This window comes from Streptococcus oralis, from assembly GCF_016127915.1.
GTDB lineage: Bacteria > Bacillota > Bacilli > Lactobacillales > Streptococcaceae > Streptococcus > Streptococcus oralis_BO.
Genome location: NZ_CP066059.1, coordinates 1237786 through 1264234, shown reverse-complemented (window position 1 = coordinate 1264234; position 26449 = coordinate 1237786). Strand labels below are relative to the sequence as shown.

General features: G+C 42.9%; 24 protein-coding genes, 1 pseudogene and 1 riboswitch. Of the genes and pseudogenes, 12 read left to right on the top strand and 13 right to left on the bottom strand.

Annotation, left to right across the window (positions count from 1 at the left end):
* Positions 1-176: 176 nt before the first annotated feature.
* Positions 177-328: riboswitch (M-box (ykoK) riboswitch) on the bottom strand.
* Positions 329-381: 53 nt separating this feature from the next.
* Both I6H78_RS06095 and uvrA read right to left on the bottom strand, forming a co-directional pair.
* Positions 382-1443, bottom strand: a complete 1062-nt coding sequence (locus I6H78_RS06095; RefSeq protein WP_198459127.1) for a M24 family metallopeptidase — start codon at positions 1441-1443, stop codon at positions 382-384.
* Positions 1436-4267 (bottom strand): excinuclease ABC subunit UvrA, encoded by a 2832-nt coding sequence (gene uvrA / locus I6H78_RS06090; protein ID WP_198459126.1) that lies wholly within the window; start codon positions 4265-4267, stop codon positions 1436-1438. Before uvrA ends, I6H78_RS06095 begins: the two co-directional genes overlap by 8 nt.
* Before the next feature lie 137 nt (positions 4268-4404).
* Here uvrA and I6H78_RS06085 point away from each other — a divergent pair.
* The 5 genes and pseudogenes from I6H78_RS06085 (at position 4405) to I6H78_RS06065 (ending at position 8079) form a co-directional block, all read left to right on the top strand.
* A pseudogene (locus I6H78_RS06085) lies at positions 4405-5349 on the top strand (magnesium transporter CorA family protein).
* Positions 5350-5360: 11 nt separating this feature from the next.
* Positions 5361-6038 (top strand): DUF1129 domain-containing protein, encoded by a 678-nt coding sequence (locus tag I6H78_RS06080; RefSeq protein WP_198459125.1) that lies wholly within the window; start codon positions 5361-5363, stop codon positions 6036-6038.
* Positions 6039-6053: 15 nt separating this feature from the next.
* On the top strand, positions 6054-6401 hold the full coding sequence (locus I6H78_RS06075) for a hypothetical protein (RefSeq protein ID WP_198459124.1): 348 nt from the start codon (positions 6054-6056) through the stop codon (positions 6399-6401).
* 274 nt (positions 6402-6675) lie between these two features.
* On the top strand, positions 6676-7710 hold the full coding sequence (locus I6H78_RS06070; RefSeq protein WP_198460234.1) for a S66 family peptidase: 1035 nt from the start codon (positions 6676-6678) through the stop codon (positions 7708-7710).
* 105 nt (positions 7711-7815) lie between these two features.
* Positions 7816-8079 (top strand): SemiSWEET family transporter, encoded by a 264-nt coding sequence (locus I6H78_RS06065; RefSeq protein WP_000166112.1) that lies wholly within the window; start codon positions 7816-7818, stop codon positions 8077-8079.
* A gap of 79 nt (positions 8080-8158) precedes the next feature.
* Here the strand turns inward: I6H78_RS06065 and I6H78_RS06060 are convergent, their stop codons facing one another.
* Both I6H78_RS06060 and ruvA read right to left on the bottom strand, forming a co-directional pair.
* Complete coding sequence (locus I6H78_RS06060; RefSeq protein WP_198459123.1) at positions 8159-8725, bottom strand: DNA-3-methyladenine glycosylase I; 567 nt, start codon at positions 8723-8725, stop codon at positions 8159-8161.
* Positions 8726-8734: 9 nt separating this feature from the next.
* Positions 8735-9328 (bottom strand): Holliday junction branch migration protein RuvA, encoded by a 594-nt coding sequence (gene ruvA, locus I6H78_RS06055; protein ID WP_000273410.1) that lies wholly within the window; start codon positions 9326-9328, stop codon positions 8735-8737.
* Positions 9329-9486: 158 nt separating this feature from the next.
* On the opposite strand from ruvA, the gene I6H78_RS06050 reads away from it, so the two are divergent.
* On the top strand, positions 9487-9984 hold the full coding sequence (locus I6H78_RS06050; RefSeq protein ID WP_198460233.1) for a helix-turn-helix domain-containing protein: 498 nt from the start codon (positions 9487-9489) through the stop codon (positions 9982-9984).
* A 150-nt stretch (positions 9985-10134) separates the two neighbouring features.
* Here the strand turns inward: I6H78_RS06050 and mutL are convergent, their stop codons facing one another.
* A complete protein-coding gene (gene mutL / locus I6H78_RS06045; protein ID WP_198459122.1) occupies positions 10135-12084 on the bottom strand; it encodes a DNA mismatch repair endonuclease MutL in 1950 nt (649 codons plus the stop codon).
* Between the two features lie 313 nt (positions 12085-12397).
* Between mutL and I6H78_RS06040 the strand changes: the two genes are divergently transcribed.
* Together I6H78_RS06040 and I6H78_RS06035 are read left to right on the top strand one after the other, a co-directional pair.
* Positions 12398-12838 carry a LytTR family DNA-binding domain-containing protein gene (locus I6H78_RS06040; protein ID WP_198459121.1) on the top strand — a complete coding sequence of 147 codons (441 nt, stop codon included), beginning with the start codon at positions 12398-12400 and terminating at the stop codon, positions 12836-12838.
* Positions 12835-13293 (top strand): DUF3021 domain-containing protein, encoded by a 459-nt coding sequence (locus tag I6H78_RS06035; protein WP_198459120.1) that lies wholly within the window; start codon positions 12835-12837, stop codon positions 13291-13293. The genes I6H78_RS06040 and I6H78_RS06035 overlap by 4 nt, the downstream gene beginning before the upstream one ends.
* Before the next feature lie 42 nt (positions 13294-13335).
* Here I6H78_RS06035 and mutS read toward each other — a convergent pair whose 3' ends face one another.
* Both mutS and argR read right to left on the bottom strand, forming a co-directional pair.
* Entirely contained in the window at positions 13336-15870 is a 2535-nt protein-coding gene (gene mutS, locus I6H78_RS06030) for a DNA mismatch repair protein MutS (RefSeq protein WP_198459119.1), read from the bottom strand.
* A gap of 50 nt (positions 15871-15920) precedes the next feature.
* Positions 15921-16367, bottom strand: a complete 447-nt coding sequence (gene argR / locus I6H78_RS06025) for an arginine repressor (protein ID WP_001231483.1) — start codon at positions 16365-16367, stop codon at positions 15921-15923.
* A 154-nt stretch (positions 16368-16521) separates the two neighbouring features.
* Here argR and argS point away from each other — a divergent pair, with 154 nt between their 5' ends.
* From argS to I6H78_RS06010, 3 genes are all read left to right on the top strand, one after another.
* A complete protein-coding gene (gene argS / locus I6H78_RS06020; protein ID WP_198459118.1) occupies positions 16522-18213 on the top strand; it encodes an arginine--tRNA ligase in 1692 nt (563 codons plus the stop codon).
* A gap of 326 nt (positions 18214-18539) precedes the next feature.
* Positions 18540-18785 carry a hypothetical protein gene (locus I6H78_RS06015; protein WP_000084865.1) on the top strand — a complete coding sequence of 82 codons (246 nt, stop codon included), beginning with the start codon at positions 18540-18542 and terminating at the stop codon, positions 18783-18785.
* 198 nt (positions 18786-18983) lie between these two features.
* Positions 18984-20246, top strand: a complete 1263-nt coding sequence (locus I6H78_RS06010; RefSeq protein ID WP_198459117.1) for an NRAMP family divalent metal transporter — start codon at positions 18984-18986, stop codon at positions 20244-20246.
* A gap of 79 nt (positions 20247-20325) precedes the next feature.
* On the opposite strand, the gene nrdI is transcribed toward I6H78_RS06010, so the two are convergent.
* The 5 genes from nrdI to I6H78_RS05985 all read right to left on the bottom strand — a co-directional run bounded on the left by nrdI (position 20326) and on the right by I6H78_RS05985 (position 25025).
* The gene (nrdI, locus tag I6H78_RS06005; protein WP_198459116.1) at positions 20326-20796 is read right to left on the bottom strand and encodes a class Ib ribonucleoside-diphosphate reductase assembly flavoprotein NrdI; all 471 of its coding nucleotides are present in this window, start codon (positions 20794-20796) and stop codon (positions 20326-20328) included.
* A gap of 76 nt (positions 20797-20872) precedes the next feature.
* On the bottom strand, positions 20873-21406 hold the full coding sequence (locus tag I6H78_RS06000) for an ABC transporter permease (protein WP_198459115.1): 534 nt from the start codon (positions 21404-21406) through the stop codon (positions 20873-20875).
* 58 nt (positions 21407-21464) lie between these two features.
* On the bottom strand, positions 21465-22751 hold the full coding sequence (locus I6H78_RS05995) for a response regulator transcription factor (protein ID WP_198459114.1): 1287 nt from the start codon (positions 22749-22751) through the stop codon (positions 21465-21467).
* Between the two features lie 11 nt (positions 22752-22762).
* Complete coding sequence (locus tag I6H78_RS05990) at positions 22763-24433, bottom strand: sensor histidine kinase (RefSeq protein ID WP_198459113.1); 1671 nt, start codon at positions 24431-24433, stop codon at positions 22763-22765.
* Entirely contained in the window at positions 24411-25025 is a 615-nt protein-coding gene (locus I6H78_RS05985) for a YesL family protein (protein ID WP_000514466.1), read from the bottom strand. Before I6H78_RS05985 ends, I6H78_RS05990 begins: the two co-directional genes overlap by 23 nt.
* Positions 25026-25158: 133 nt before the next feature.
* Here I6H78_RS05985 and I6H78_RS05980 point away from each other — a divergent pair, with 133 nt between their 5' ends.
* The gene (locus I6H78_RS05980) at positions 25159-25728 is read left to right on the top strand and encodes an MptD family putative ECF transporter S component (protein WP_198459112.1); all 570 of its coding nucleotides are present in this window, start codon (positions 25159-25161) and stop codon (positions 25726-25728) included.
* 28 nt (positions 25729-25756) lie between these two features.
* On the opposite strand, the gene I6H78_RS05975 is transcribed toward I6H78_RS05980, so the two are convergent.
* Positions 25757-26449: a methionine ABC transporter permease gene (locus I6H78_RS05975; RefSeq protein WP_061428222.1), complete on the bottom strand. Its 693-nt coding sequence runs from the start codon at positions 26447-26449 to the stop codon at positions 25757-25759.

The following is a 26449-nucleotide window of genomic DNA, read 5'->3' as shown; positions in this document are numbered from 1 at the left end:
AATGATGTGTTTCATACACAGAGACCAATCACTTTATAAGGGCAGAACGACACAAATCAGCGATTGGCTGTGTATGTGCGGTTCTGGATGATCGTCAATTTGCATCGTTTTTCTCCTTTCTTTTTCTTAAAACAGCAGAAAATCCTACCATAAAAATGGCAGGATTAAAAAACTAATTATCTGTTTTTTCGTTCAAGCTTTAACTCCATAGGGCGATGTAATGAGCTTAGTCTTGGCCTTCGCGACCAGGACTGTTGACCAACGAGTAGTGTCTCCACTGCTTTGCGGTAGTCATCCGTATCCCTATGGTAGCCTCACCTACCGTTTTCGTCTATCAGTATAAACCTTTAAAATATAAAAGTCAACGATTTATCTCATTTTTTAGATAACAATCAATTCTTTTGGAGCAAGTGTCAATAACTCACAACCGTTATCTGTAATTAAGATATCATCTTCGATACGAACCCCGTATTTTCCTTCGATATAGATGCCCGGTTCATCTGTCAAGGTCATTCCTGCCTTGATTGTATTCGTCGAGGTTTGGCTAAAGTAGGGTTCTTCATGGATGTCCAGTCCAATACCATGGCCAATACCATGAGTAAAGTAGTCGCCATAGCCCGCTTCTACTATGATATCACGAGGGATTTTATCAAAGTCACGGAAACCTAATCCTGCCTTGGCTTGATCAATCAGAGCTTGGTTGGCTTTCAGAACCGTATTGTAAATCTCTGCTTGCTCGTCACTGACATGACCGAGATAGATCGTCCGTGTCATATCACTGACATAGTGGTCGTAGAGACATCCGAAGTCCATGGTGATGGCTTCTCCCAGCTCTACGGGTTTATGCATGGGATGGGCATGTGGTTTAGAAGAGTTGATGCCACTTGCTAAAATGGTATCAAAAGACAAACCTGCCGCTCCTAGCTCACGCATGCGGAAATCAAGGAAGTTGGCAATCTCAATTTCAGTCTTTCCTGGTTTGATAAAGTCAAGGGCATCGCGGAAAGCTTGGTCTGAGATAGAGCAAGCCTTGCGAATAGTCGCAATCTCCTTTTCATCCTTAATCATACGAAGACCCTCAACAAACTGAGTTTGAGGAAGCAATTCCAAACCTTCAAATGCTGCCTGCATACGATGATAGTAAGAGACAGAAATCTCATCTTCAAAACCGATGCGAGACAAGCCCATATCCTTGACAATGCCTGCAATGACAGCCAATTCATCACGGTCAGCCACAATCTCAAAACCTGTCACTTCTTGCTTAGCAGCAATGATATAGCGAGAGTCTGTCACCAAGACTTGACGGTCACGGCTGATAAAGACGGTTCCGTTTGAACCCCAAAAACCAGTCAGGTAATAGACGTTTTTAAGGTTGTTGATGATGATACCATCTAGTTCTTTTTCTTGCATTTTAGCTAAAAATGCTTGCACACGTTTATTCATGATCTAACTTTCCTTTCAAATAGTGTCCTGTGTAGCTGGCTTCATTGGCCGCTACTTCTTCTGGAGTTCCTGTTGCAATGATGGTTCCTCCACCAACACCACCTTCAGGTCCCAAATCGATGATATGGTCTGCCGTCTTGATGACATCCAGATTGTGCTCAATGACGAGGACAGTATTGCCATCGTCGACAAAGCGAGCTAAGACTTTAAGCAAGCGAGCGATATCCTCAGTATGAAGCCCTGTCGTTGGCTCATCCAGAATATAGAAAGACTTACCTGTCGAGCGTTTGTGAAGCTCACTAGCCAACTTCATACGCTGGGCTTCTCCCCCAGAAAGGGTGGTAGCTGGTTGTCCTAACGTTACATAGCCCAGCCCTACATCCTTGATGGTCTGAAGTTTGCGTTGAATCTTGGGAATGTGTTGGAAAAATTCCACTGCATCATTGACGGTCATGTCCAAGACCTGCGAGATATTCTTTTCCTTGTAGTGAACTTCAAGGGTTTCACTGTTATAGCGGGTTCCGTGGCAGACTTCACAAGCCACATAAACATCTGGTAAGAAGTGCATCTCGATCTTGATAATCCCGTCACCTGAGCAGGCTTCACAACGACCACCCTTGACGTTGAAACTGAAACGGCCCTTCTTGTAGCCTCGTATCTTGGCTTCATTTGTCTGGGCAAAGAGGTCACGTATATCGTCAAAAACTCCTGTATAGGTAGCAGGGTTAGACCTTGGCGTTCGTCCAATTGGACTCTGGTCAATATCAATCAAGCGGTCTACATGCTCAATCCCTGTGATGGTCTTGAATTTACCAGGCTTGTCTGAATTACGGTTGAGCTTCTGAGCAATGGCTTTTTTGAGAATGCTGTTGATTAAGGTCGACTTCCCTGAACCCGATACACCTGTCACGGCGATGAATTTTCCTAGTGGGAAGCGGACAGTAACATTTTGCAAGTTGTTCTCACGCGCTCCTGTCACCTCGATAAAACGACCATTTCCGGAACGACGCTCTGCTGGCACTGGAATGGCACGTTTCCCTGATAAGTACTGGCCTGTGATAGACTTGCTGTTGCGAGCCACCTGCTTGGGTGTTCCTGCAGCAACAATCTCTCCACCAAAAACACCGGCACCCGGACCAACGTCAATCAGATAATCCGCCTCGCGCATGGTATCTTCGTCATGTTCTACCACAATGAGAGTATTGCCCAAGTCGCGCATCTTTTTCAGACTGGCAATCAGGCGGTCATTATCCCTCTGGTGGAGACCGATTGACGGCTCATCCAATATATAGAGGACACCTGAGAGGTTGGACCCAATCTGGGTTGCCAAGCGAATACGCTGACTCTCCCCACCCGAAAGGGTTCCTGCCGAACGTGACAGAGTCAAATAGTTAAGACCCACGTTATTAAGGAAGGTCAAACGATCCTTGATTTCCTTGAGAATGGGACGAGCAATGATGGCTTCATTTTCAGACAAGGTCAGCTGGCTCACCAAGTCCAAGTGGTCTGCGATAGACAGGTCTGAGATTTCACCGATATGTGGTCCTTGCTCACCACCCACACGGACAGACAAGGCCTGGTCATTGAGACGGTAGCCGTGACAAGTCCCGCAAGTCAACTCATTCATGTAGAGACGCATTTGGGTGCGCGTGTAATCACTATTGGTTTCATGGTAACGACGCTTGATATTATTGACAACCCCCTCAAACGGAATGTCGATATCACGCACACCACCAAATTCATTTTCATAATGGAAATGGAATTCCTTGCCATCTGAGCCGTAAAGAATCAAGTTCTTATCTTCTTCTGACAAGTCTTCAAAAGGCTTATCCATATCGACTCCAAAGGCTGTCATGGCCTGCTCTAGCATGTTTGGATAGTAGTTAGATGAGATAGGATTCCAAGGTGCCAAGGCTCCATCACGCAAAGTTTTGCTGGCGTCTGGCACTACCAAATCAGTATCCACTTCTAGCTTGATACCCAAACCGTCACACTCACTACAAGAGCCAAACGGAGCATTGAAGGAGAAGAGACGAGGCTCTAACTCTGGTACGGTAAAGCCGCAAACTGGACAGGCATAATGCTCAGAGAAGAGCAACTCCGAATCGTCCATAGTGTCGATAATCACGTATCCTTCTGCAATACGAAGGGCAGCCTCGATTGAGTCAAAGAGACGGCTACGAATGCCCTCCTTGATAACAATACGGTCGACTACGACATCAATATTGTGTTGTTTGCTCTTAGACAACTCTGGCACTTCGGTCACATCATAGACCTCCCCATCCACTCGGACGCGGACATAGCCGTCTTTCTGAACCTTTTCAATGATACTCTTATGTTGCCCTTTTTTCTTACGGATGACAGGAGCTAAAATTTGCAGACGTTGACGTTCTGGCAATTCCAAGACCTTATCCACGATTTGCTCTACAGAAGAAGCATTGATAGCCCCGTGCCCGTTGATACAGTAAGGCGTCCCCACACGTGCGTAGAGGAGACGCAGATAATCGTTGATTTCAGTCGTTGTTCCCACGGTCGAACGTGGATTTTTGCTAGTCGTTTTCTGGTCGATAGAAATAGCTGGGCTAAGACCGTCAATGGCATCCACGTCTGGTTTTTCCATATTGCCCAAGAACTGGCGAGCATAGGCTGACAAACTCTCCACATAACGACGTTGTCCCTCAGCATAGAGGGTATCAAAGGCCAGACTGGATTTCCCCGAACCCGACAAACCAGTCACGACAACCAGCTTGTCTCGCGGAATCTCCACATCGATATTTTTTAAGTTATGGGCACGTGCCCCATGAATCACAATTTTATCTTGCATCTTTGTTCTTTCTAGTCCATTATTGCTTTCCATTATACCAAAAAATATGAAATTCTATTACCCAAAAAGCTGTTTTTATAGTATAATAGTACGGTGCAAAAAATGAATTACTGAAATAGTAGGAAAGGATAGGGGATATGAAACAAGTTTTTCTCTCAACAACAACTGAATTTAAAGAGATCGACACGCTTGAACCGGGTACTTGGATCAACCTCGTCAATCCTACACAAAACGAATCGTTGGAAATTGCTAATGCCTTTGACATTGACATTGCCGACCTTCGAGCGCCGCTCGATGCGGAAGAAATGTCTCGTATTACCATCGAAGACGAGTATACTTTGATCATCGTGGACGTTCCCATCACAGAGGAGAGAAACAACCGCACCTACTACGTAACGATTCCGCTGGGGATTATCATCACCGAGGAAACCATTATCACTACCTGCTTGGAATCCCTCCCTGTTCTCGATGTCTTCATCAACCGCAAACTGCGTAACTTCTACACTTTCATGCGGTCACGCTTTATCTTTCAACTCCTTTATCGCAATGCCGAGCTTTACCTGACTGCCCTTCGTTCGATTGACCGTAAGAGTTAACAAATCGAAAGTCAACTTCACAAGTCTACTCGAAACGAAGAGCTGATCGAGCTCATGGAATTGGAAAAGACCATCGTCTATTTCAAGGCCTCACTTAAGACAAATGAGCGCGTGATCAAGAAATTGACTAGCGCAACTAGCAATATCAAGAAATACCTAGAAGACGAAGACCTACTCGAAGACACCCTGATTGAAACCCAACAGGCCATCGAGATGGCAGATATCTATGGAAACGTCCTTCACTCTATGACAGAGACCTTTGCCTCTATTATTTCCAATAACCAGAACAACATCATGAAAACTCTGGCTCTCGTGACCATTGTCATGTCTGTCCCAACCATGATCTTCTCAGCCTACGGGATGAACTTCAAGGATAATGAAATCCCTTTGAACGGTGAGCCACACGCCTTCTGGTTAATCGTCTTTATCGCCTTTGCTATGAGTGTTTCGCTCACTCTCTATCTCATCCATAAAAAATGGTTCTAAGAGGAATCCCTATGTCTCAGATTGATTTACAAAAATTAACTAAGAAAAACCAAGAGTTTATCCACATCGCTACCCAACAGTTCATCAAAGATGGTAAAACAGACGCTGAAATCAAGGCTATCTTTGAGGAAATTATTCCTAAAATCCTTGAAGAGCAAGCCAAAGGAACGACCGCTCGTTCCCTCTACGGTGCTCCAACCCACTGGGCTCATAGCTTCACCGTCAAGGAGCAATATGAAAAAGAGCATCCAAAAGAAAATGACGATCCAAAACTCATGATTATGGACTCAGCCCTTTTCATCACCAGCCTCTTTGCATTGATTAGCGCCCTGACTACCTTCTTCTCTACAGATCAAGCTATTGGCTATGGGTTGATTACCCTCTTGTTGGTTGGACTTGTAGGAGGACTTGCCTTCTACTTGATGTACTACTTTGTCTACCAGTATTATGGACCAGACACAGACCGTAGCCAGCGTCCTCCATTCTGGAAATCAATCCTCGTCATCCTGGCCTCCATGGTCCTTTGGTTGGTTGTCTTCTTTGCAACAAGCTTCCTACCAGCCAGCCTCAATCCAGTCCTTGCTCCATTGCCTTTGGCTATCCTAGGAGCTGTCCTTCTCGCCCTTCGCTTCTATCTCAAGAAACGTTTCAACATCCGAAGCGCAAGTGCGGAACCATCCCGTTATTAAGAAAAGTGAAAAGCTATGGCATATAGTCAATCCTTAGCTCAGCAGATTCGAAAAATTCTAGCACTCAAACTTCCTCCCCAAATTTTCGAAGAAGAGTTAGAAGAAAAGAAACTGTTTGGTGGCCTGGCCTTTATGATTCGTGGGAAAATGGTCCTTACAGTCAGTCCCAGAAAAGACGAGCTGGTTATGGTGAGAATTGGCAAAGAAATAGAAAAGCAAGTTCTACCCCGAACAGGAGCTCATACTACATTGATGAGAGGGAGACCTTATCATGGCTATATAGACCTAGATATAGAAGGTCAAAAAGAACTTCCTTACTGGATTGATTTAGCCCTCTCCTATAATCAAGAATTGACCAAGTAACTCATATCTAGCGAGATTAGAGATTAGAAAAACGAAAAGCAACTGCATAGGCGGTTGCTTTTTCACTTGCTTTCTTGAGATTCAATAGCACTTCTGAGTCTCATTCTTGTAGTTTTCTCTCATCTTTTGTGATAGAATAGGCTCATACTCAATGAAAATCAAAGAGCAAACTAGGAAGCTAGCCGCAGGCTGTACTTGAGTACGGCAAGGCAAAGCTGACGTGGTTTGAATTTGATTTTCGAAGAGTATCAATCTATTTCTAGGAGGATGAGATATAGTTTCTACTATTGGTATTGTTAGTTTGTCTAGTGGCATTATCGGAGAGGATTTTGTCAAACACGAAGTCGATTTGGGTGTCCAACGTCTCAAGGATTTGGGACTCAATCCTGTCTTTTTGCCCCATTCGCTAAAGGGCTTGGGCTTTATCAAGGATCATCCTGAGGCACGTGCAGAGGATTTGATGCAGGCCTTTTCTGATGATAGCATCGATATGATCCTATGTGCCATCGGTGGGGACGATACCTATCGTTTGCTACCTTATCTTTTTGAAAACGACCAGCTTCAAAAGGTTATCAAGCCAAAGATTTTTCTTGGCTTCTCAGATACAACCATGAACCATCTCATGTTGCATAAACTAGGTGTTAAAACTTTTTATGGGCAATCCTTTTTAGCAGATATTTGTGAATTGAACAAGGAGATGTTGCCCTATAGTCTCCACTACTTTAAAGAATTAATCGAGACTGGGAGAATCTCAGAAATCCGCCCTAGCGACGTTTGGTATGAGGAACGGACTGACTTTAGTCCCAAGGCCCTGGGAACAGCTCGTATCAGTCATGTAAATACAGGTTTTGACTTGTTACAAGGAAATGCTCAGTTTGAGGGAGAAATTCTTGGTGGTTGCCTTGAATCTCTCTATGATATCTTTGACAATTCTCGATACGCAGACAGCACGGACCTCTGCCAAAAGTACAAACTCTTCCCTGACTTATCCGACTGGGAAGGAAAGATTCTCTTGTTAGAAACAAGCAAAGAAAAGCCTGAGCCGGAAAACTTCAAAAAGATGGTGCAGACTTTGAAAGAAACTGGGGTATTTGAGGTCATCAGTGGACTCTTGGTCGGAAAGCCAATGGATGAAACCTTCTATGACGACTATAAGGTGGCACTAATGGACATCATTGACAGCAATATCCCGATTGTCTATAATCTGAATGTTGGCCACGCAACGCCAAGAGCCATTGTTCCCTTTGGCGTCCATGCTTATGTAGATGCAAAGGAACAAGTCATTCGCTTTGACGATAACAAAAAATAAACAATTTCTCCATTTTTGTGCTTTGGTATTGATTTTCGTTACAATTTGTGTCTGAATTTATTGCATTTTGCTTATTTCTATGATATCCTTTTGAAGGAGGTATATATGACTAAACAAAAAATAAATCAAATTGTCGGTTCAATCGGGGCCTTTATCGGGATTATTGTATTTATCGCCTACATCCCACAAATTTTTGCCAATTTACAAGGCAACAAAGCTCAACCATTCCAGCCTTTATCCGCAGCAGTATCTTGTTTAATTTGGGTTATTTACGGGTGGACAAAAGAACCTAAGAAGGATTGGATACTAATTATTCCAAACTCAGCTGGCGTTGTCTTAGGTGGACTGACATTTCTTACTGCACTATAAAAGTTACTAGCATATAATCAAAAAGCTGAGAAACTCTTCTCAGCTTTTTCTATATTCTCAGATAATTAGACGCCTGCACTCACTTATTTCCGCTTTTCCACTCACAATCATTCTCGTGGTCGTCAATCAGACCTGCCGCTTGTAGAAAAGCTAAAACTGCGACTAGACCTGTGAACTTGAAGCCTCGTTTTTTGAGATCTTGAGATAACTTTTCAGACAAGGCTGTTTTAGCAGGTGCTAGGTGATAGTCAGGAACATTATTCACGATCGTTTTTCCCTCAACAAAGGACCAGAGATAAGCGTCAAAAGAGCCAAAGGTTTTCTGGACTTGTAAAAATGCTTGGGCGTTGGCACGCGTCGCAAAGAGCTTGGCACGATTTCGGATGATGGCTGGATTCTCTAACAAGGCTTCCAACTCCCCATCTGCCATCTCCGCGACCGCCTGAATTTGATATCCATGAAATGCTTCTCGGAAAGCTTGGCGTTTGTTTAGTACCGTTTCCCAAGATAGACCAGCCTGATAGGTTTCCATGCACAATAACTCAAACAATGCTTGGTCATCATGGAGGGGGTAGCCCCACTCCTCATCATGATAGGCTACATATAAAGGGTTGTTCATTTTAACCCAACCACAGCGTTTTGGCATACTCTTCTCCTATTTTACCAACATCTTAAGGGCCGACTTGATATAGTTCTCAGCTGTATCTGTCGTTCCTTCAAAGAATTTCTTGATTTTCTTAAGCTCGGTTGCCTTGTAGCCCAGTGCCAACATGGCTTCCATAGCTTCTTCCAGTTCTTGGTTTTCAGCGCTGGTTTGCACTGCCACCTTGGCAGGAAGGTCATCGCTAGCCACAACTACCTTACCTTCCAAGTCTAGCACCATCTGTTGGGCTGTTTTCTTGCCAATTTTAGGGAACTTAGTCAAGTAGGTAATGTTCTTAGTCTCGATTGCTTGAACCAAGCCAGCATTGTCATCGGCTGCGATAATAGCAAGAGCTGATACAGGTCCAATACCTGAGACCGAAATCAGACTGAGGAAGAGTTTTTTCTCATCTTCTGAGCGAAAGCCATAGAGCAGATGCGCGTCCTCACGGACAACTTGGTGCACATAAATCTGGGTCTCTTGATTGACCTGACCTGAGTAAGCATAGGGATTGGCTACATGTAAGATATAACCGATACCATTTGCCTCTAGGACGATGTATTTAGCAGTGATTTTGGTAATGATTCCTTTTAGATATTCGTACATAGTTTTTCTCCATTATTTTGCCTATCTAGTATATCATATTTCTCTAAGACAGACTGCAACAAAAGGTGCAACCTCTAGTTGACAAATAGTACAGGAGATTGTATTCTCATTATAAGTAAAAATTGTTAGGATAGAAGTAGAAAAAGGAGGAGAGTATGATGAAACTCGCAGAAAAACTATTTGAGCTCAGAAAGGAAAAAGGTTGGTCCCAAGAAAAACTAGCAGAACAAATCAATGTTTCTCGGCAAAGCATCTCCAAATGGGAGTCTGGACAAGTACTTCCTGAAATCGAAAAAATCATTGAATTAAGCAAGATTTTTCAAGTGACAACTGACTATCTCTTACTGGATGAAAACTTTGAAAAAGGTTCCACGGCAGTGATTTTGGAGGAAGATAAGGACAAATACTATAAAGAAGTTAAATCCTTTGGTCTCTGGCAGGTGATTTATATTTTCGTATTGGCTCTAGCTATCTATCTCTTTTTATCCGGTTCTAGTTTCCCAGCCGAATTCACCGCCTGGATTTGGCTGACCTTCGTTCTCTTGATTGCTTCAACTACTGCGATCAACAAGACTCTCAAAACCAAACAACGTTATCTTGATAAAGTGATTGGTCTTGAGAATCCTTCAAACCAAGACAACTCTGCGAAACCTTGAGTCAATTGATTCATATTTTTCAATACTTTGATAGGACTGGTCTTGTCAAGCAAGTGTAAACCTCATGTCAAGTAAGCCATGCTCAATCAAAGTTTCCACCTTAGAAAAGCTAAAAAGCCTTGTTTGGAAAAACAAAGGCTTTTTGTGTTCTTAATATTTCCCCAACTCACGAAGACTGGTATGATTTTCCTGAATACGTCGGAACATCTTTTCCATATCCGACTTGGTAAAATGCACCAAAACGGGACGTCCGTGGGGACAGTTATAGGGATTGTCACATTGAGAAAGCTGATAAAGGAGTTGTCTGGCTGAGTGGTCATCGATACGATGGTTAGCCTTGATAGACCGCTTGCAGGACATCATGATGGCTAGCTCTGCTCGGTATTTCTTGATCGAAACTTCCTTGGTCAAGAGCAGCATGTCGCACATTTCATAGATACCAGACTCGATTTCTTCCTCTACCATCCAAATAGGATGCTCACGCAGGATAAATTGATTTTCTCCGTACTCTGCTAAAAAGACACCCACTTCCTCTAAAAGTGCCATTCTTTCCCTGAGACGAAGAGCATCATCTGCAGGAAATTCAAAGATGTAGGGCACTAGGAGTTGCTGCTGGCTTTGGTCAACATTGCCAATGCTTTCACGGTATTCCTCGTACTTAACTCGTTCCTGAGCGGCGTGCTGGTCTATGATGTAGAGGCCATCTCGCCCTTGGGCAAAAAGATAGGTCCCGTGCATTTGTCCGAAAAACTCCAACTCTGGGAAGCTGGATGATTCTTCTCGCTCCAGCTTGTCATAAGCCTTATCGAGGCTAGCAAAATCTAACTCTGGATGGTCTAGTTGGTCGTAGTTAGCAGGCTTTCTCTCTGCAAAATGCAGTTTTGCTGGCTTGGTTAGCTGGTTCAAGGTTTCCTTGGCAAACAGGGTTAGGTCCCTACCCTCCTCAGTTAATTCAACCTGGTGATCAGCTACCTCAACTTGACTAGGTTTTGAGAGTTCTGTTTTTTCATAGTAAAGCGTATTTTCTTTGAGTGGGAGAATGGTCTGCTCTACCTTTTGACGATTGCGAATGGTCGACTTGGCAAGATTTTCCAAGGCATCAGGGATCAAGGCTTGCTCCTTGAGACTGTTGGAAATGGCTTCTGAGACCAGCGCCATCAGTTCTCTTTCCTTAGAAATCCGCACTTCTTGCTTGGTTGGATGCACATTGACATCAGCCAGATAAGGATCAATATGGATGTGAATGACAGCCAGTGGAAAACGCCCTACCATGAGCTTGCTTCCGTAACCGTCAAGAATAGCGCGATTGAGCAAGAAGTTCTTGATATAGCGGCCATTGATGAAGAGGCTGATATAGTTACGATTTGCTCGGGTTAACTCAGGCAGAGACACAAAACCTGTAATTTCGAAATCTAAGTCAGAGTTCTCAATGGCAATCATCTTCTTGGCACTTGCCAAACCATAAATTCCTGCGATTGCTTGTCGCAGTTGACCAGTCCCTGCTGTCCGCGTCATTTCCTTTCCATCACTGATTAAACTAAAAGAAATCTCGGGATGGGCCAAGCCCAGACGGTTGACAATATCAATGATATGAGACAGCTCCGCTTGCTGGCTCTTCATATACTTGAGGCGGGCAGGTGTGTTGAAAAAGAGGTCCTCCACACAAACTTTGGTCCCCACAGGACTAGTCGCTGGGATAACTTCCTCAACTTCTCCCCCACGCGCAACGAGCTTGGTCCCGTGACTGGCACCATCCACCGCTGTCAAAAGAGTCAGTACACTAACAGATGCGATAGAAGGCAAAGCTTCACCACGAAAACCGAGAGTCCGAATCCGAAAAAGATCTGCCTGATTCTTAATCTTACTAGTTGCATGACGGCGAAGAGCCAACTCGACTTCATCGTGGGGAATCCCGTGACCATTATCGGTGATTTGGATTTTCTTAAGACCAGCTTCCTCAATCTCGATGATAATCTGGCTAGAACCTGCGTCAATGGCATTTTCTACCAACTCTTTGACCACACTAGCAGGACGTTCAATGACCTCTCCTGCCGCGATCTGGTTTGCCAGCACCTCTGGCAATTCAATAATATGAGACATCTTTCAGCCCCTTTCTGTATCTATTTTCCTAGAAATTGATTAGTGCTATTATACCATATTTCAGATGTTACCAGAAAAAGCAAATACCACATAGACGCTAAATCTCTCCACATAGGCAAAAGCTCTTGCCATGGGTCGTAAAATAGTGGTATACTCAATAAAAATCAAAGAGCAAACTAGAAAGCTAGGCGCAGACAGTACTTTAGTACGGCAAGGCGACGCTGACGTGGTTTGAATTTGATTTTTGAAGAGTATTAATAAAGGTGTACAAGAAGTGAGATTAACCTTGTATAACTGAAAAGGAGGGAAATTTATGAAAGTAGAACTACAGATTAAGGAGACTTACGAGGAGGAAAAGCTGATTGTCCAAGCACCTAAATCAACCGAAAAAGTCCAGAAAGTCATCGAGTTCGCTGAAAATCTGGACCAAAAAGAAACAATCAAAGGAAAGATTGAAGATCAGGTCTATCTAGTTGAAATTGGTAAGATTCAGCGCTTCTATATCGAGAATCGAAAGGTTCTAGCAGAAACTGCATCTCAGACCTACAGCATTGATTTGCGACTCTATCAGGTTCTTGAACTCTTGCCGACCACTTTTATCCAAATTTCCCAATCTGAAATCGTTAATATTGACGCTATCTCTCATCTCAAACTAACCCCCAACGGCCTAGTCGAAATCTTTCTCAAAAACGAAAGCTTTACCTACTCATCTCGCCGTTACCTGAAAATCATCAAGGAGAAATTAGAACTATGAAAAAACAAATCTTTCACGATGCAGCTGCTGGTGTACTTATCGGCCTCATCCTCTCTATCCTTTTTTCACTCATTTATGCCCCAAATACCTACGCACCACTAAGTTCCGACTCTCTTATCGGCCAAGTGATGGTGCAACATCGGGTTCACGGTGCTCTGGTCTTGCTCTACTGCATGATCATCTGGTCAGCTATCGGCGTTCTCTTTAGCTTTGGCAGTCGCTTATTCAGCCATGACTGGAGCTTACTCCGTGCAACACTTTCCCATTTCTTCCTCATGTTGGCTGGCTTTGTTCCACTAGCAACTCTGGCTGGTTGGTTCCCCTTCCACTGGACCTTCTATCTCCAGCTCATTCCAGAGTTTGCGATCGTCTACCTCATCATCTGGGTTATTCTCTATAAAAGAGAAGCTAAAAAAGTAGACCACATCAATCAACTCTTGGCTCATAAAAAGTAATAGAGAAAAATCCCACTCACAAATGCATGAGTGGGACCCTTTTTATATTTTTTGTTTAAGCTCAACTAAGATATTCATAGCCTGCATAGGTGTCATATTGTATACATCCAGTTTAGCTAATTCTGCTAGGATAGGATGTTCTTCAGGCGCATCAAAGAGTGACATCTGCTCTGTGACAGCACTTGTTTCTCTCATGGGAGCAGGACTTTCCGTTCCTTGATTCTCCAGTTGAGTTAATATCTTATCCGCCCTTGCTAAAAGTTCTGCTGGTAAACCAGCAATCTTAGCAACGTGGATACCATAGGATTTGTCAGCTGCTCCTGATTCAATCTTGTGAAGGAAGGTAACCTGTCCATCCTGCTCCAAGGTTGCCACGTGGACATTGACCAAGTGTTCCAAGCTAGACTCCAGACTTGTCAACTCATGGTAGTGGGTCGCAAAGAGGGTTTTGGCTCCGATATGTTCATGGATGTATTCGATGATGGATTGGGCCAGAGCCATTCCGTCATAAGTTGCAGTCCCACGTCCCAATTCATCAAAGAGAATCAAGGAATCCTTGGTCGCATGAGAAATGGCATTGTTGGCCTCCATCATCTCCACCATGAAGGTTGATTGACCTGAAACCAAATCATCTGCCGCTCCGATACGGGTAAAGATGGCATCGAAGATAGGCAAATGGGCGCTTTCTGCTGGTACATACGAGCCTAGCTGGGCCATAACCGCTGTCATGGCTAGCTGACGCATGTAGGTAGACTTCCCACTCATGTTGGGCCCTGTAATCAGTTGAATGCTGGTATCTTCTGACATCTGAATACTGTTTGGAATGTAGGTCTGAGCTCCCATAACCTTTTCAACGACAGCATGGCGCCCTTTCTTGATATCGATTTGTGAATCATCCCCAAACTCAGGTCGAATCAAATGCTGGGTTTCAGCCACAACCGCCAGACTTTGCAAGACATCAACCGTTGCAATTCCTTGGGCTAGAGCCTGCAAACGCTGGATGTACTTGCTGACTTCCTCACGGATGCGCATAAAGATTTCGTATTCTAGGTTGGCTGACTTCTCACGCGCCTCCAGCATATCTCCCTCGATACGGGCTAATTCTTCGGTACCAAAGCGTTCTGAGTTTTTCAGCGTTGCCTTGCGGAAAAAGTGGGCTGGCACATTTCCCAGTTGCGAATTGGTCACATGGAAATAGTAGCCGTCCTTTTTATTGTAGTCAATCTTAAGCGTGCTGATGCCAGAGTTTTCTCTCTCCTTAGCCTCAATCTCAGCAATCCAACTAGTCCCTTCTCTGAGCACACGACGGTACTTGTCTAAGGTCTCATCAAATCCCGTACGGATAATGCCACCTTCCGTAATCACATGAGGAGCTTCAGGAGCAATGGCAGCACTAATCAAGCACTCCAACTCAGGGATGGCATCTAACTGTTCGATAAGATAGCCCAGAGTAGGCTGCTCCATGCCTTCTAAAATCGCACGAATCCGTGGTACACTGGATAAGGTGGTCGCCAACTGCAAGAGATCCTTGGGATTGGTTTTGCCAAAAGAAACTCGGCTAGCCAAGCGCTCGATATCATAAACACCCTTGAGACTGTCTGTCAAATCGCTGCGCTCAAAGAAGTGGTCAAGAAAGACCTGCACCACCTCTTGACGTTGGACGATTCGCTCCTTATCAATCAAGGGACGATGAATCCAGGACCGTAAGAGCCGCATACCCATAGCCGTTTTGGTTTCATCCAAAAGCCAGAAAAGGCTGCCTTGCTTCTTACCTGAACGGGCATTCTCAACCAAATCCAGACTAGCCTTGGTCGCATAGTCCATCTGTAAGAAATCTTTAATTTCATAGCGGATAACTGGTTTGAGGTGGTTCAATTCCCGCATCTGAGTCCGGTGAACATACTGGAGGAGCTTACTAGCTGCCGCTTGCTCCACAGCTGCCAAACGTGGATCCAGTAAATGGACATCCTCAAAGCCATCCTTCTCATAAGAGAGCACCAAGTTCATCTGACGGCTGAGGATTTGTTCTTCTTCCTCAGACAAGTCATAACCCAGCACCACTTCACGAGCCTTTAGGTTACGGATTTCCCCACAAACCAACGTAAAATCTAATAGACCTGTCACATAAAAATCACCGGTCACCAGGTCCATATAAGCTAGACCAAACTGATTGCCATCACGATCTAAAGCAACCAAGAAATTATTCTGACTATCCGGCTTACTGCTATCAACGACCGTTCCAGGTGTGATGACCTGAACCACCTCTCGCTTGACAACACCAACCGCTTGTTTGGGATCTTCCATCTGTTCGGCAATGGCTACCTTATAGCCCTGCTCAATCAGAACATCGATATACTGCTGGGCAGAATGATAGGGGACACCCGCCATGGGTATCGGATTTTCTGCATTTTTATTCCGACTCGTTAAGGAAATTTCTAAAATCTGTGCTGCATTAATTGCATCTTCATAAAACAACTCGTAAAAATCACCCATTCGAAAAAGCAAAAAAGCATCTGGGTATTGTTTCTTAATATCCACATACTGTTGCATGCCGGGTGATAGCTTTTCTGTTGCCATTTTCCGTCTCTCCTTGCTAAAAATAAGTCTTGAGAGCAACTCCCAAGACCTTATTTATCTTTCATCAAATCTAGCAAACGATCTTCCATCAGCTTGGCAACGTGCTGGTCTCGACAAATAACCAATAAGGTATTAGCACCAGCAACCGTTCCTAAAATCCATTCATCCTTGTTTGCATCTACAATGTTTGCTAAGACTGCAGCTTCCCCAAGTTTAGTATGAAGTACCAAGGTAAACTCTGCTCTTGCAACTCCTTCTAAATGATGAGACAAAAACTCAACTAAATCAATCTTATCTGTCTCATTTGCTAGTACATAATACACCATATCATTTTTCTTAACCTTGGTCAAGCCGATTTCACGCAAATCACGTGACAAAGTCGTTTGTGTCACATAAACATTACGAGCTTCTAAACGATCTTGAATCTCTTTTTGTGTCCCAAGTTTTTCTTCGGTGATCATCTTTTTAATCAACTGATGCCGTTCTCTTTTTCTCATATTATCCTCTTAAGTGAATATTTATAACAAGTTTTACATTTATTTTATAACTATATTATACCAAAAAAAATAGATAATTCAAAAAAATTCTTTTCTTTCTCAAAAAATGTAGTAAATTGTGTTAAAATAGTAAAAAAGCCCAAAAGGAGCCCTTATGAATACAAAAGAATTGATTGCTAGCGAGTTGGCTAGCGTCATTGATAGCCTGGATCAAGAGGCTATTTTAAATTTACTGGAAACACCTAAAAACTCAGAAATGGGAGACATCGCCTTCCCTGCCTTTTCTCTAGCAAAGGTCGAGCGTAAAGCTCCGCAAATGATTGCAGCAGATATTGCTGAAAAAATTAATAGTCAGGCCTTTGAAAAGGTTGTTGCAACAGGACCTTACGTCAACTTTTTCCTTGATAAAAGTGCTATTTCGGCTCAGGTATTACAGGATGTTATCACTGAAAAAGAACGCTATGCCGACCAAACCATTGGCAAGCAAGAAAATGTCGTTATCGACATGTCTAGTCCCAACATCGCAAAACCATTCTCTATTGGGCACCTGCGTTCAACTGTTATCGGAGATAGCTTGTCACATATTTTCCAAAAAATCGGCTATCAAACGGTCAAGGTCAACCATTTGGGAGACTGGGGCAAACAGTTTGGAATGTTAATCGTTGCCTACAAGAAATGGGGAAATGAGGAAGCTGTTAAAGCGCATCCAATCGATGAACTTCTTAAACTCTACGTTCGCATCAATGCTGAAGCTGAAAAAGATCCTAGCTTGGATGAAGAAGCACGCGAATGGTTCCGCAAACTGGAAAATGGAGATGAGGAAGCCCTCGCTCTCTGGCAATGGTTCCGTGATGAAAGTTTGGTGGAATTCAACCGCCTTTACAATGAATTGCAAGTCGAATTTGACAGCTACAACGGAGAAGCCTTCTACAATGATAAGATGGATGCTGTTGTAGACATTCTCGCTGAAAAAGGACTTCTTGTTGAGTCAGAGGGAGCCCAAGTTGTCAATCTTGAGAAATATGGAATTGAACATCCAGCCCTTATCAAAAAATCTGATGGTGCAACTCTCTATATCACACGTGACTTGGCTGCAGCGCTTTACCGTAAAAACGAATACCAATTTGCCAAATCCATCTATGTTGTTGGTCAAGAGCAATCTGCCCACTTCAAACAACTCAAGGCAGTACTACAAGAGATGGGCTATGATTGGAGCCAAGACATTATCCATGTTCCGTTTGGATTGGTAACAAAAGAAGGAAAAAAACTCTCTACTCGTAAAGGAAATGTCATCTTGCTAGAGCCTACTATTGCAGAGGCTGTTAGTCGTGCCAAGGCCCAAATCGAAGCGAAAAATCCTGAGTTAGAAAATAAAGACCAGGTTGCCCACGCTGTTGGAGTTGGGGCTATCAAGTTCTATGATCTTAAGACCGACCGTACAAATGGATATGACTTCGACCTTGAGGCTATGGTATCCTTTGAAGGAGAAACTGGACCTTACGTTCAATACGCCTACGCTCGTATCCAATCTATCTTGCGCAAAGCCGATTTCAAACCAGATACAGCTAGCAACTACAGCCTGAATGATGCTGAAAGCTGGGAAATCATTAAACTACTCCAAGACTTCCCACGTATTATCAATCGTGCAGCAGATAACTTTGAACCTTCTATCATTGCGAAATTTGCGATTAGTTTGGCTCAAGCTTTTAACAAGTACTATGCACATACACGTATTCTAGATGAAAGTCCTGAGCGCGACAGCCGTCTGGCCCTCAGCTATGCAACCGCAGTCGTCCTCAAAGAAGCTCTTCGTTTGCTCGGAGTAGAAGCGCCGGAGAAGATGTGATTCAGTACTAGCAATTGGAACTAAAGTTCCTAATTGTTAGACGCTAGCCGCTATATGCGGACTAGCTAACTGCTTCACTAGTAAAGAAACATAAATATTGTCGATTTATGTTTCTTTACATCGTAACCAGAGACACTTGCCTAAACACCTCACTAAATTGGTCAATCAAATCATATTGATTGTATGTAATCTTTCAGATCACTTGATTGCAAAGCAATCTGAAAGATTGAGGCAAAATAACATTTATATTTTGTTCGGCCTTGTAGCTGTTCAATGAAATAATTTATTCACTTTTACTATTTCTTTATCACACTGGGAGATTCCTTATGAGCCAATATGCTTATATCCTCGTTGTACTTAGCTTGGTTTTCCTTTTTCTGCTCAATAAGTACGAGAAGGAGAGACTTCAAAGACTCTACCAAGAGCAACTCTTGAAGGACGAGACATTCAGATCTGACATCAAAGAAAAAATTCACACGACTGAAAATATCAATGATGTCATTGCACATATCAATAAAACTTACCATCTGGGAATGTTGCTCTCAAAAGACGTCACAGATCAATTGAAATAATCAAAATCCGAGAAGCTTTCTTCTCGGATTTTTTAGTCTTAAGCATATTCTCCTTGGAGAAATTTCATTGCTTCATGTAAATTTTTCTGTAATTTTCTGTATTTTTTCAAAATGGCCTTGCATTTCTTTTAAGTTTTTTGTAGAATAGTAGCTATCTATTCAGATTATTCTGAAAATTCAAAAATAGGAGCGTTTATTATGTCACAAGTTACGTTATCAAACCAGTCAACCTGGGCAAGCAAACTAAAGGCAATGGGACCAGGAATCCTCATGGCTTCTGCTGCTGTTGGAGGTTCTCATATCGTATCCTCTACTCAAGCTGGTGGTTCTTATGGTTGGTCACTACTCCTCTTGGTTATCTTGGCCAATGTTTTTAAATATCCATTTTTCCGTTTTGGTGCCGAATATACTGCCGACACTGGTAAAACCTTGGTCGAAGGCTACGCCGAAAAAGGGAGACTCTATCTCTGGATTTTCTTTGTCCTCAATGTCTTCTCTGCTATGGTCAACACAGCTGGTGTTGCCATTCTGTGCTCAGCCATCATCGCTAGCGCTTTTCCAATGATTGGTCTTAGCATCACTCAATGGTCCCTTATCCTTGTTGCAGTCATTTGGGCTATGCTACTCTTTGGTGGCTACAAACTATTGGATGGTATGGCAAAATGGATCATGTCTGCTTTGACCATTGCAACAGTTCTTGCAGTTATCATTGCAGCAATTAAGCATCCAGAATACAGCTCTGATTTTATCGAGAAGACACCTTGGCAAATGGCAGCCCTCCCTTTTATCGTTTCCCTCTTAGGATGGATGCCTGCCCCTATTGAAATTTCAGCCATCAATTCACTCTGGTCTGCTGAAAAGAAAAAGACCGTCAACTTTAATACAGCGGACGCTCTTTTCGACTTTAACGTTGGTTACATTGGAACTGCTATCCTAGCTGTATTCTTCGTGGCACTAGGAGCACTGATTCAGTATCCTACCGGGCAGGCAGTTGAAGCTGCTTCAGCCAAGTACATTTCTCAATTTGTGGGTATGTATGCCTCTGTTCTTGGAGAATGGTCCCGTTATTTGATTACCTTTATCGCCTTTCTCTGTATCTTTGGAACAGTCATCACCGTTATCGATGGTTACTCTCGTGTCAATCAGGAATCGCTACGACTCTTGATTCGTCAAAAAGAGGATACTCGTAAATCTTTGAACATCTGGATGACCATTACCGCTATCATTGGTATCGTAATTATTAAATTCTTTGCTGGACAAGTTTCAACCATGCTTCGCTTTGCCATGATCGGTTCTTTCCTGACAACACCATTCTTCGCTCTTCTGAACTATGTTTTAGTGACACGTGAGAATAAAAATCTTCCTTCCTGGCTAAAACTCCTTGCTATCGCAGGATTGATTTTCCTCTTTGGCTTTGCTATTTTCTTTATCTATGCACTTGCCATCGGAAAAGCAGGATAGTTTATAAAATGGCACCCTTACAGGGTGCTTTTTACATACACAAAAGCAGTTGAAAATCTCAACTGCCCTCAGTACTACTTTATTTTTCTGTTTCTAACTCATACAAGTCCGCGATAATTGCTGCGACCTTTTTAATATCTCCCAGCATACCACGCATTTCAAAGTCTGCTAGGACCGGGAAACCAAAGCGCTGGCTATACTGCTTAGCTGTTAGGCAGTATTGATTGTTAAAATTGCGATTACCGGAACCCACTACCCCAAAACACTTACTAGCATTGTCTCCATAAGCGATAAAATCCCCCACTGGAGTCGTTAGAATCTCAACATCGCCGTTATCGACACCATTTCCACCTTCCAGATAGGTCGGCAAGAAAGCGACATAGGGATGTTCCATTTCAAAGAATTCTTGGCCTTCCTTGACCAAATCCTTGATATGGATTTTTTGGACCTCAATCTCTTCGTACTGAGACAAGAGATAGTCCTTGAGTCGGGTTACAAAACTCTCTGTATTCCCACTCAGACTGATATACACTAGGAATATTTTTTTCATGTTGACCTCGATTTTTTGTTTACGATTAAAAAAGAACTACCAAGATTGTAACTTGATAGCTCTTTTTTGTCAATACTTAGGCAACTTCTTCTGCTTCGACTTCTTCGGCCAAATCTTTTTGTTGGCGCCACATCTTGTAAAAGACTAAGGCTAAAAAGAGAACATTGATAATGATGAACAAAATATTCGTTCCTTGTGCTAGTGCTCCCATTCCTAGGCCGAGGGTAGAATCTTTGATTAATTGAACCGCATCTTGAACGTTCATATAGCTATAAACCAAACCAACAATCGCTAGTAGAACATAGCCAATATAAGCATAGTTTGCGAATTGCACATTTTTACGTACTAGAAATACAAAGGCTACTACAACTAAAATTGCAGATAAAACAATCAACAACGTATTAAAAATAGAGTGCGATGACGCTGTTACTTGGTAAGTATAGTTGACTGTGTCTTCTAATTGCTGAGCAGTAAGCGTCCCGCTATTCGCCAGGCTAGCACGAAGCACATCTTTACTTGGCAATGGACTCAAGATTCCAAATAATGACATAGATGAAATGAGGGCTGATAGGACTAACAAGACCCAAAGATAAATAGGATTCTTTTTCATATTTTCCTCCATAAGATATTTTGAACATTATAGCATTTTTTGTACAGGAATACAACTTTTACAAGCTAGTTTCAACTTGTTTCCGATAAGCTTTCGGTGATTTTCCGCACAATTTACGGAAAACCTTATAGAAATATCCAACATTACTATAGCCAACTGCATAGCAAATATCTTCAATACTATCACTGGTCGAAAGTAAGAGTTGCTGCGCTGCCTTAATTCGCTGTTTATTGAGCAATTCCGCAAAGGTTGAGTTGGTTTCCCTCTTGATCAGCTGACCGAGATAGACAGGATTGATAAAGAGATCCTTGCTGATGTCCTTAAGTGAGAGCTCTTTCTGATAATCACGCCCAATCACCTCCAGCACGCTCACCACATTTTCATTCATGCGGTACTGGCCAAAGAACTTGGTCAAGGTTTCTTTGATATAGGAAACCAATTCTTCAAAGGTGTTAATGGCATGAATAGCTTTGACTATCTCAGTCATATCATCTGCTTTTAGGTGTTCAAACAAATGAAAGACATCCATGACAAACTGGGTGAAGAGCTGCTTCGTGATGGCCACGCGCGGAGTATTCTCCAAAACAACCTTCTCTAGCAAGGTCAATTCTTCGATGATTTGATTGATATTCCCTTGGATAATCACCCGATAAATCGGCTCATAATAAGTGAACAAACTCTCGGATTTTTCTAGATTGACTGAACCGTAGAAGAGGGCTTTTTCAGCGTTGATCTTCCAATTCTCAAAGGACTGCTGGTAGGGTGCTTCAAATGGTGTCACGATGATGCCATCTAGTGGCTGATCAGAGATGAAAATCTGCCAGTCTTGCCCCAAAACGTAGTAAGGAATGGTAAAAGAGCCCTGCTTTTCCTTTGAAAGTCCTATCCACCAGCTGTCTTTACCTGACAGGTAGTTCGTAAATCCTGTCTCATCCAATTCTTGACTGAGGGTCTGACTTTGTTCCACCTTTTCCTGAAGCTGCTGCGCAATCTTTTCTAATAAATGGCCCAACTCCACCTTGTCTACTGGCTTGACCAGATAATCCACGACACTAAGGTTCATGGCTTTTTTGACGTAGTCAAACTCCTGATAACCAGACAGCAAGATATAATAGGTATCTGGAAGTAGCTCTTTCATTTCCCTAATCATCTCAAGCCCGGTCTTATCTGGCATGTTGACATCGGAAATGACCACATCTACTGGATTTTTCTTAACATAGTCCAAAGCATCATCTGCGTGATTAGCTGTTGCGACGACTTGCATATCCCATTTTTCAAAGGGGATTAATCGCTTGAGCCCCTCTGTCACCATGTACTCATCGTCTATTAATAAAACTTTATACATTTCTACCCTTTCTATTCATCCTGGATAGTGATATGGTAACGAACACCCTCTTGCTCAGCTGACTCTACACTGATTTGGTAGCGATCCCCAAAATAGAGAACAAAGCGTTCGTGTACATTGACTATTCCAATTGACTGCCGCTCCCCACTATAGCTTGCCTCGTGTTCAAAACTTCGTTGAGCTAATTTTTCTTGCAAACTAGCTAGTTTCTCAGCGGTCATGCCCCGACCATTGTCTTCCACTAGGATTTCAACGAAGTCTTGGCCCTTCAAGGCTTTGATACTGATGACATTATCCGTTCTGCGATGGTCAACACCATGGGCAAAGTAGTTTTCTACTAATGGTTGGAGTGTAAATTTTGGAATCCTCATTTCTTCCAATTCTGGTGCAATCTTGAAACCATAAGCAATGGATTTAGGATAACGTACCATACAGAGATAGCTATATTTTCGGCAAAATTCCAACTCCTGCTTCAACGTCGTTTCCCGCTCATCGGAGATATTGTTGCGTAACAAGCTACTAAATTCATAGATAATATCTGCCAGTTCATCCTGACTTTGCATGACGGCATACATCCGTAAAAACTCTAGAGTATTGTACATAAAGTGAGGATTGATTTGAGCCTGTAGGGCTCGCATATTGGCATCCTTTTGACTGAGCTCTAGCTGATAGATATCGTGGATATTTTTTTCCAGGCGATCCAACATATCATTGGTTGTTTCTGCAATGAGAAGCAACTCTTGGTCTTTTTCAGAGGTATCGATTCGAAGGCCTTCTTCTCCTTGAGCAATCACCTCGATCGAATCTACTAGGTCTACGACCTGCTTTTGGTAATTTGAAAAAGTCTGTCTAAGGGTCACGTACAAAATGATGATAAAGAGAATACTTAGCCCAATAATGACAGCTGAACTCGTCAAAGTTCCTGTAAGAACAAAATTTTTAGGAACAGCAACTCGAACCTGATAACCGTGAGAGGTGACACCTACAAACCAGTTTTCTCGCTCGGCTGAGACCTTCTCCCCAATATGGAACATCTCAGTCTCAAAAGGCGAAGTTACTGTTACAGCCATTGGTATATGGCCTCGAGTATTGTCAATAGCGCCATGTAAAACATCTGGGGATAGGGAGATATAAATCACTCCTAAATCCTTGTCAGACACAGGATCAGAAACAGGAATGGCAAAACTATTGGCTGTTGGCTTAAAATCCTCCGCAGGAACTTTCTCTCCACTGCGTTTTTCTCTAGTCGAAACATATACTTCCTTGTAGTCCTGAAGAACAATAGCCACTCCAGTCACAAAATCATTCCGAACATAGAGGTCATCAATATTTTCATACAGGGAAACAGAGATATAAGGCGAAGTTTTACGCTCTAATTGCCAATAGAAATAGTCTGGTGTGCTGAGACTGAAATACTTGTAAATTCCTTCGATGCGGGCCTGATTTTCAACCAAAGACTGAGCAAGTTGAGTTGACTCTCTGTGATAATATTCCACTTCACTCACTGTCCGAGTGGTCACACGTTCTGCAACCCGTTGGGCCTCTTTCTCACGCGAGTCCCAGTCAGCATACGATAGCATAATCGCAAAACTGGCAATGACCACGATCATAACCAAACTATAAATCCGTAAAAGAGAGTGAAGCCAAAACTGCTTCATTCTATTTTGTCGCCAATTTTTCATGGATACTTTCATAAATAGGTTCCAACATATCACTGATAAAGAAATGCCACATTCCAATTCCTACAAAAAAGAGCAAGGCAGGCATATAATAACCAACTCCTACAAGGAGAGCGGACCCGAGTAAAACCTTGGCAATCGCAGGTAGGCTCATAAAAATCCCGATAAGGGATAGTTTCAAGGTATTTTGGTAGGATAAATCAAAGTACACCTGAAGTTTCAAGGAAACAGTATAGGCTAGAAAGACAAGAGCAACTACAAGGACATTGAGAAAGGTCGCCAAGAGGTGGAAAATCGTCTGGTGGGGCAATTGAACTAGAAGATACAAACCATAAACTAGGACAAGATCCACAAACACAAAACTATAGAAAGCCAGATTACTCTTGACAAAATTGCTCTTATACAATTCCCAAGCTTCCTTCAAATGGTAGGCTCGATAGGTATAACCATGTTCCGCATACAAACTCATAAGAGTTGCACTAGCTGGTGCCAAACCAAATACCACTCCTCCTGCTAGTGTTAATAGCCAGAAATAAGCCGTCGCCATCATTCCCAAAAAGATACGATTAAAGACGAATTCTAGAAATTTTCCCATGCTACTCTCCTTAAACTAACGATGTACCTATTATATCATATTTCAAGCGTTTTCAAAAATATAGAACTCCCATTTACAATCCTCAAAAAGCGTGATACAATTGGTTTTGTTAATTCGCATCAAGGAGATTCTCATGAAGAAAAATATCTTAACCACCCTCTTGGCCACCGTCCTCTACTTTCTTTGTGTAGGGATTGGAGTCTTCCTAGGACACCTGGTCGACCAAACAGGCAATATGTTCTACGCACCTGCCTTTTCTGCCCTTGTCGGTGGCAGTGTCTACATGCTTCTTTTGACGAAGGTCCCTCGTTTTGGTGCTATCACCACTCTAGGACTTTTTATGGCAATTTTCTTCCTAGCCAGCAAGCATGGCGCTAGAGCCTTTCTCCCAGGACTCGCCTGTGGTCTTGCAGCAGATGCTATCGCTCGTCTCGGCCACTATCAGGATAAGATTAAAAATCTTTTCTCCTTCCTCGTCTTTACTTTTAGCACAAGTGGTCCTATCCTCCTCATGTGGATCAATCCAGCATCCTACGAGGCAGCTCTCCTCGCTCGTGGAAAATCTCAGGAATACATTGACCGTATCATGGTCGCTCCAGAGCTAGACAAAATTTTTCTCTTTGTCGCAAGCATTCTCCTTTGTGCCTTGATTGGGGCTGTGGTTGGGCAAGCCATTAGTAAAAAGCTTACACACAAGATCTAATCACTAAAAAAGAGCCCTTCGGCTCTTTTTATTTATGACTTAATTTCTTGGTCAAGAAATCTCCCAAGAACTGAATTGTAAAGATAATCAAGATGATAATAATAGTTGCCAAGATGGTCACATCGTGATTGTAGCGGTTGAATCCATAGGCAATGGCTACGTTACCGATACCACCAGCACCAACTGCTCCCGCCATAGCTGTTTCCCCAACAAGGGAAATCAAGGTCACAGTCGTCACACGAATCAAATCTGGCAGACCTTCTGATAGGTAAACACCCACGATGTCCCAGAATGTCGCTCCGCTCGCTTGAGCCGCCTCAATAACACCACCATCCAGTTCAGCCAAGACCACCTGCACCTGACGGGCAAAGAAGGCAAAGACCGCAAAAGAAAGGGGGACAAGGGCTGCATTTGGTCCGATACTAGTCTTGACGATTAAGTGAGAAAGTGGCGACATGATTGCCAAGAGGATGATAAATGGTACCGCACGGAAAATAGAGGTAATCTTGTCTAAAATCCAGAAAACGACCTTGTTCTCCAAGACACCTCCTGGCGCTGTCAAGACGAGGAAAAGACCTGCTACCAACCCCAAGAACCCTCCGATAATAAAGGAAAGAACTGTCATATAAAGAGTTAGGTAAATGGCTGTTCCCCAGCCTGCCTGACCTGACCAGCCCATCTTGTAGACATTTGGTAAGTAAGTTTGAATCAACTCTGTCAT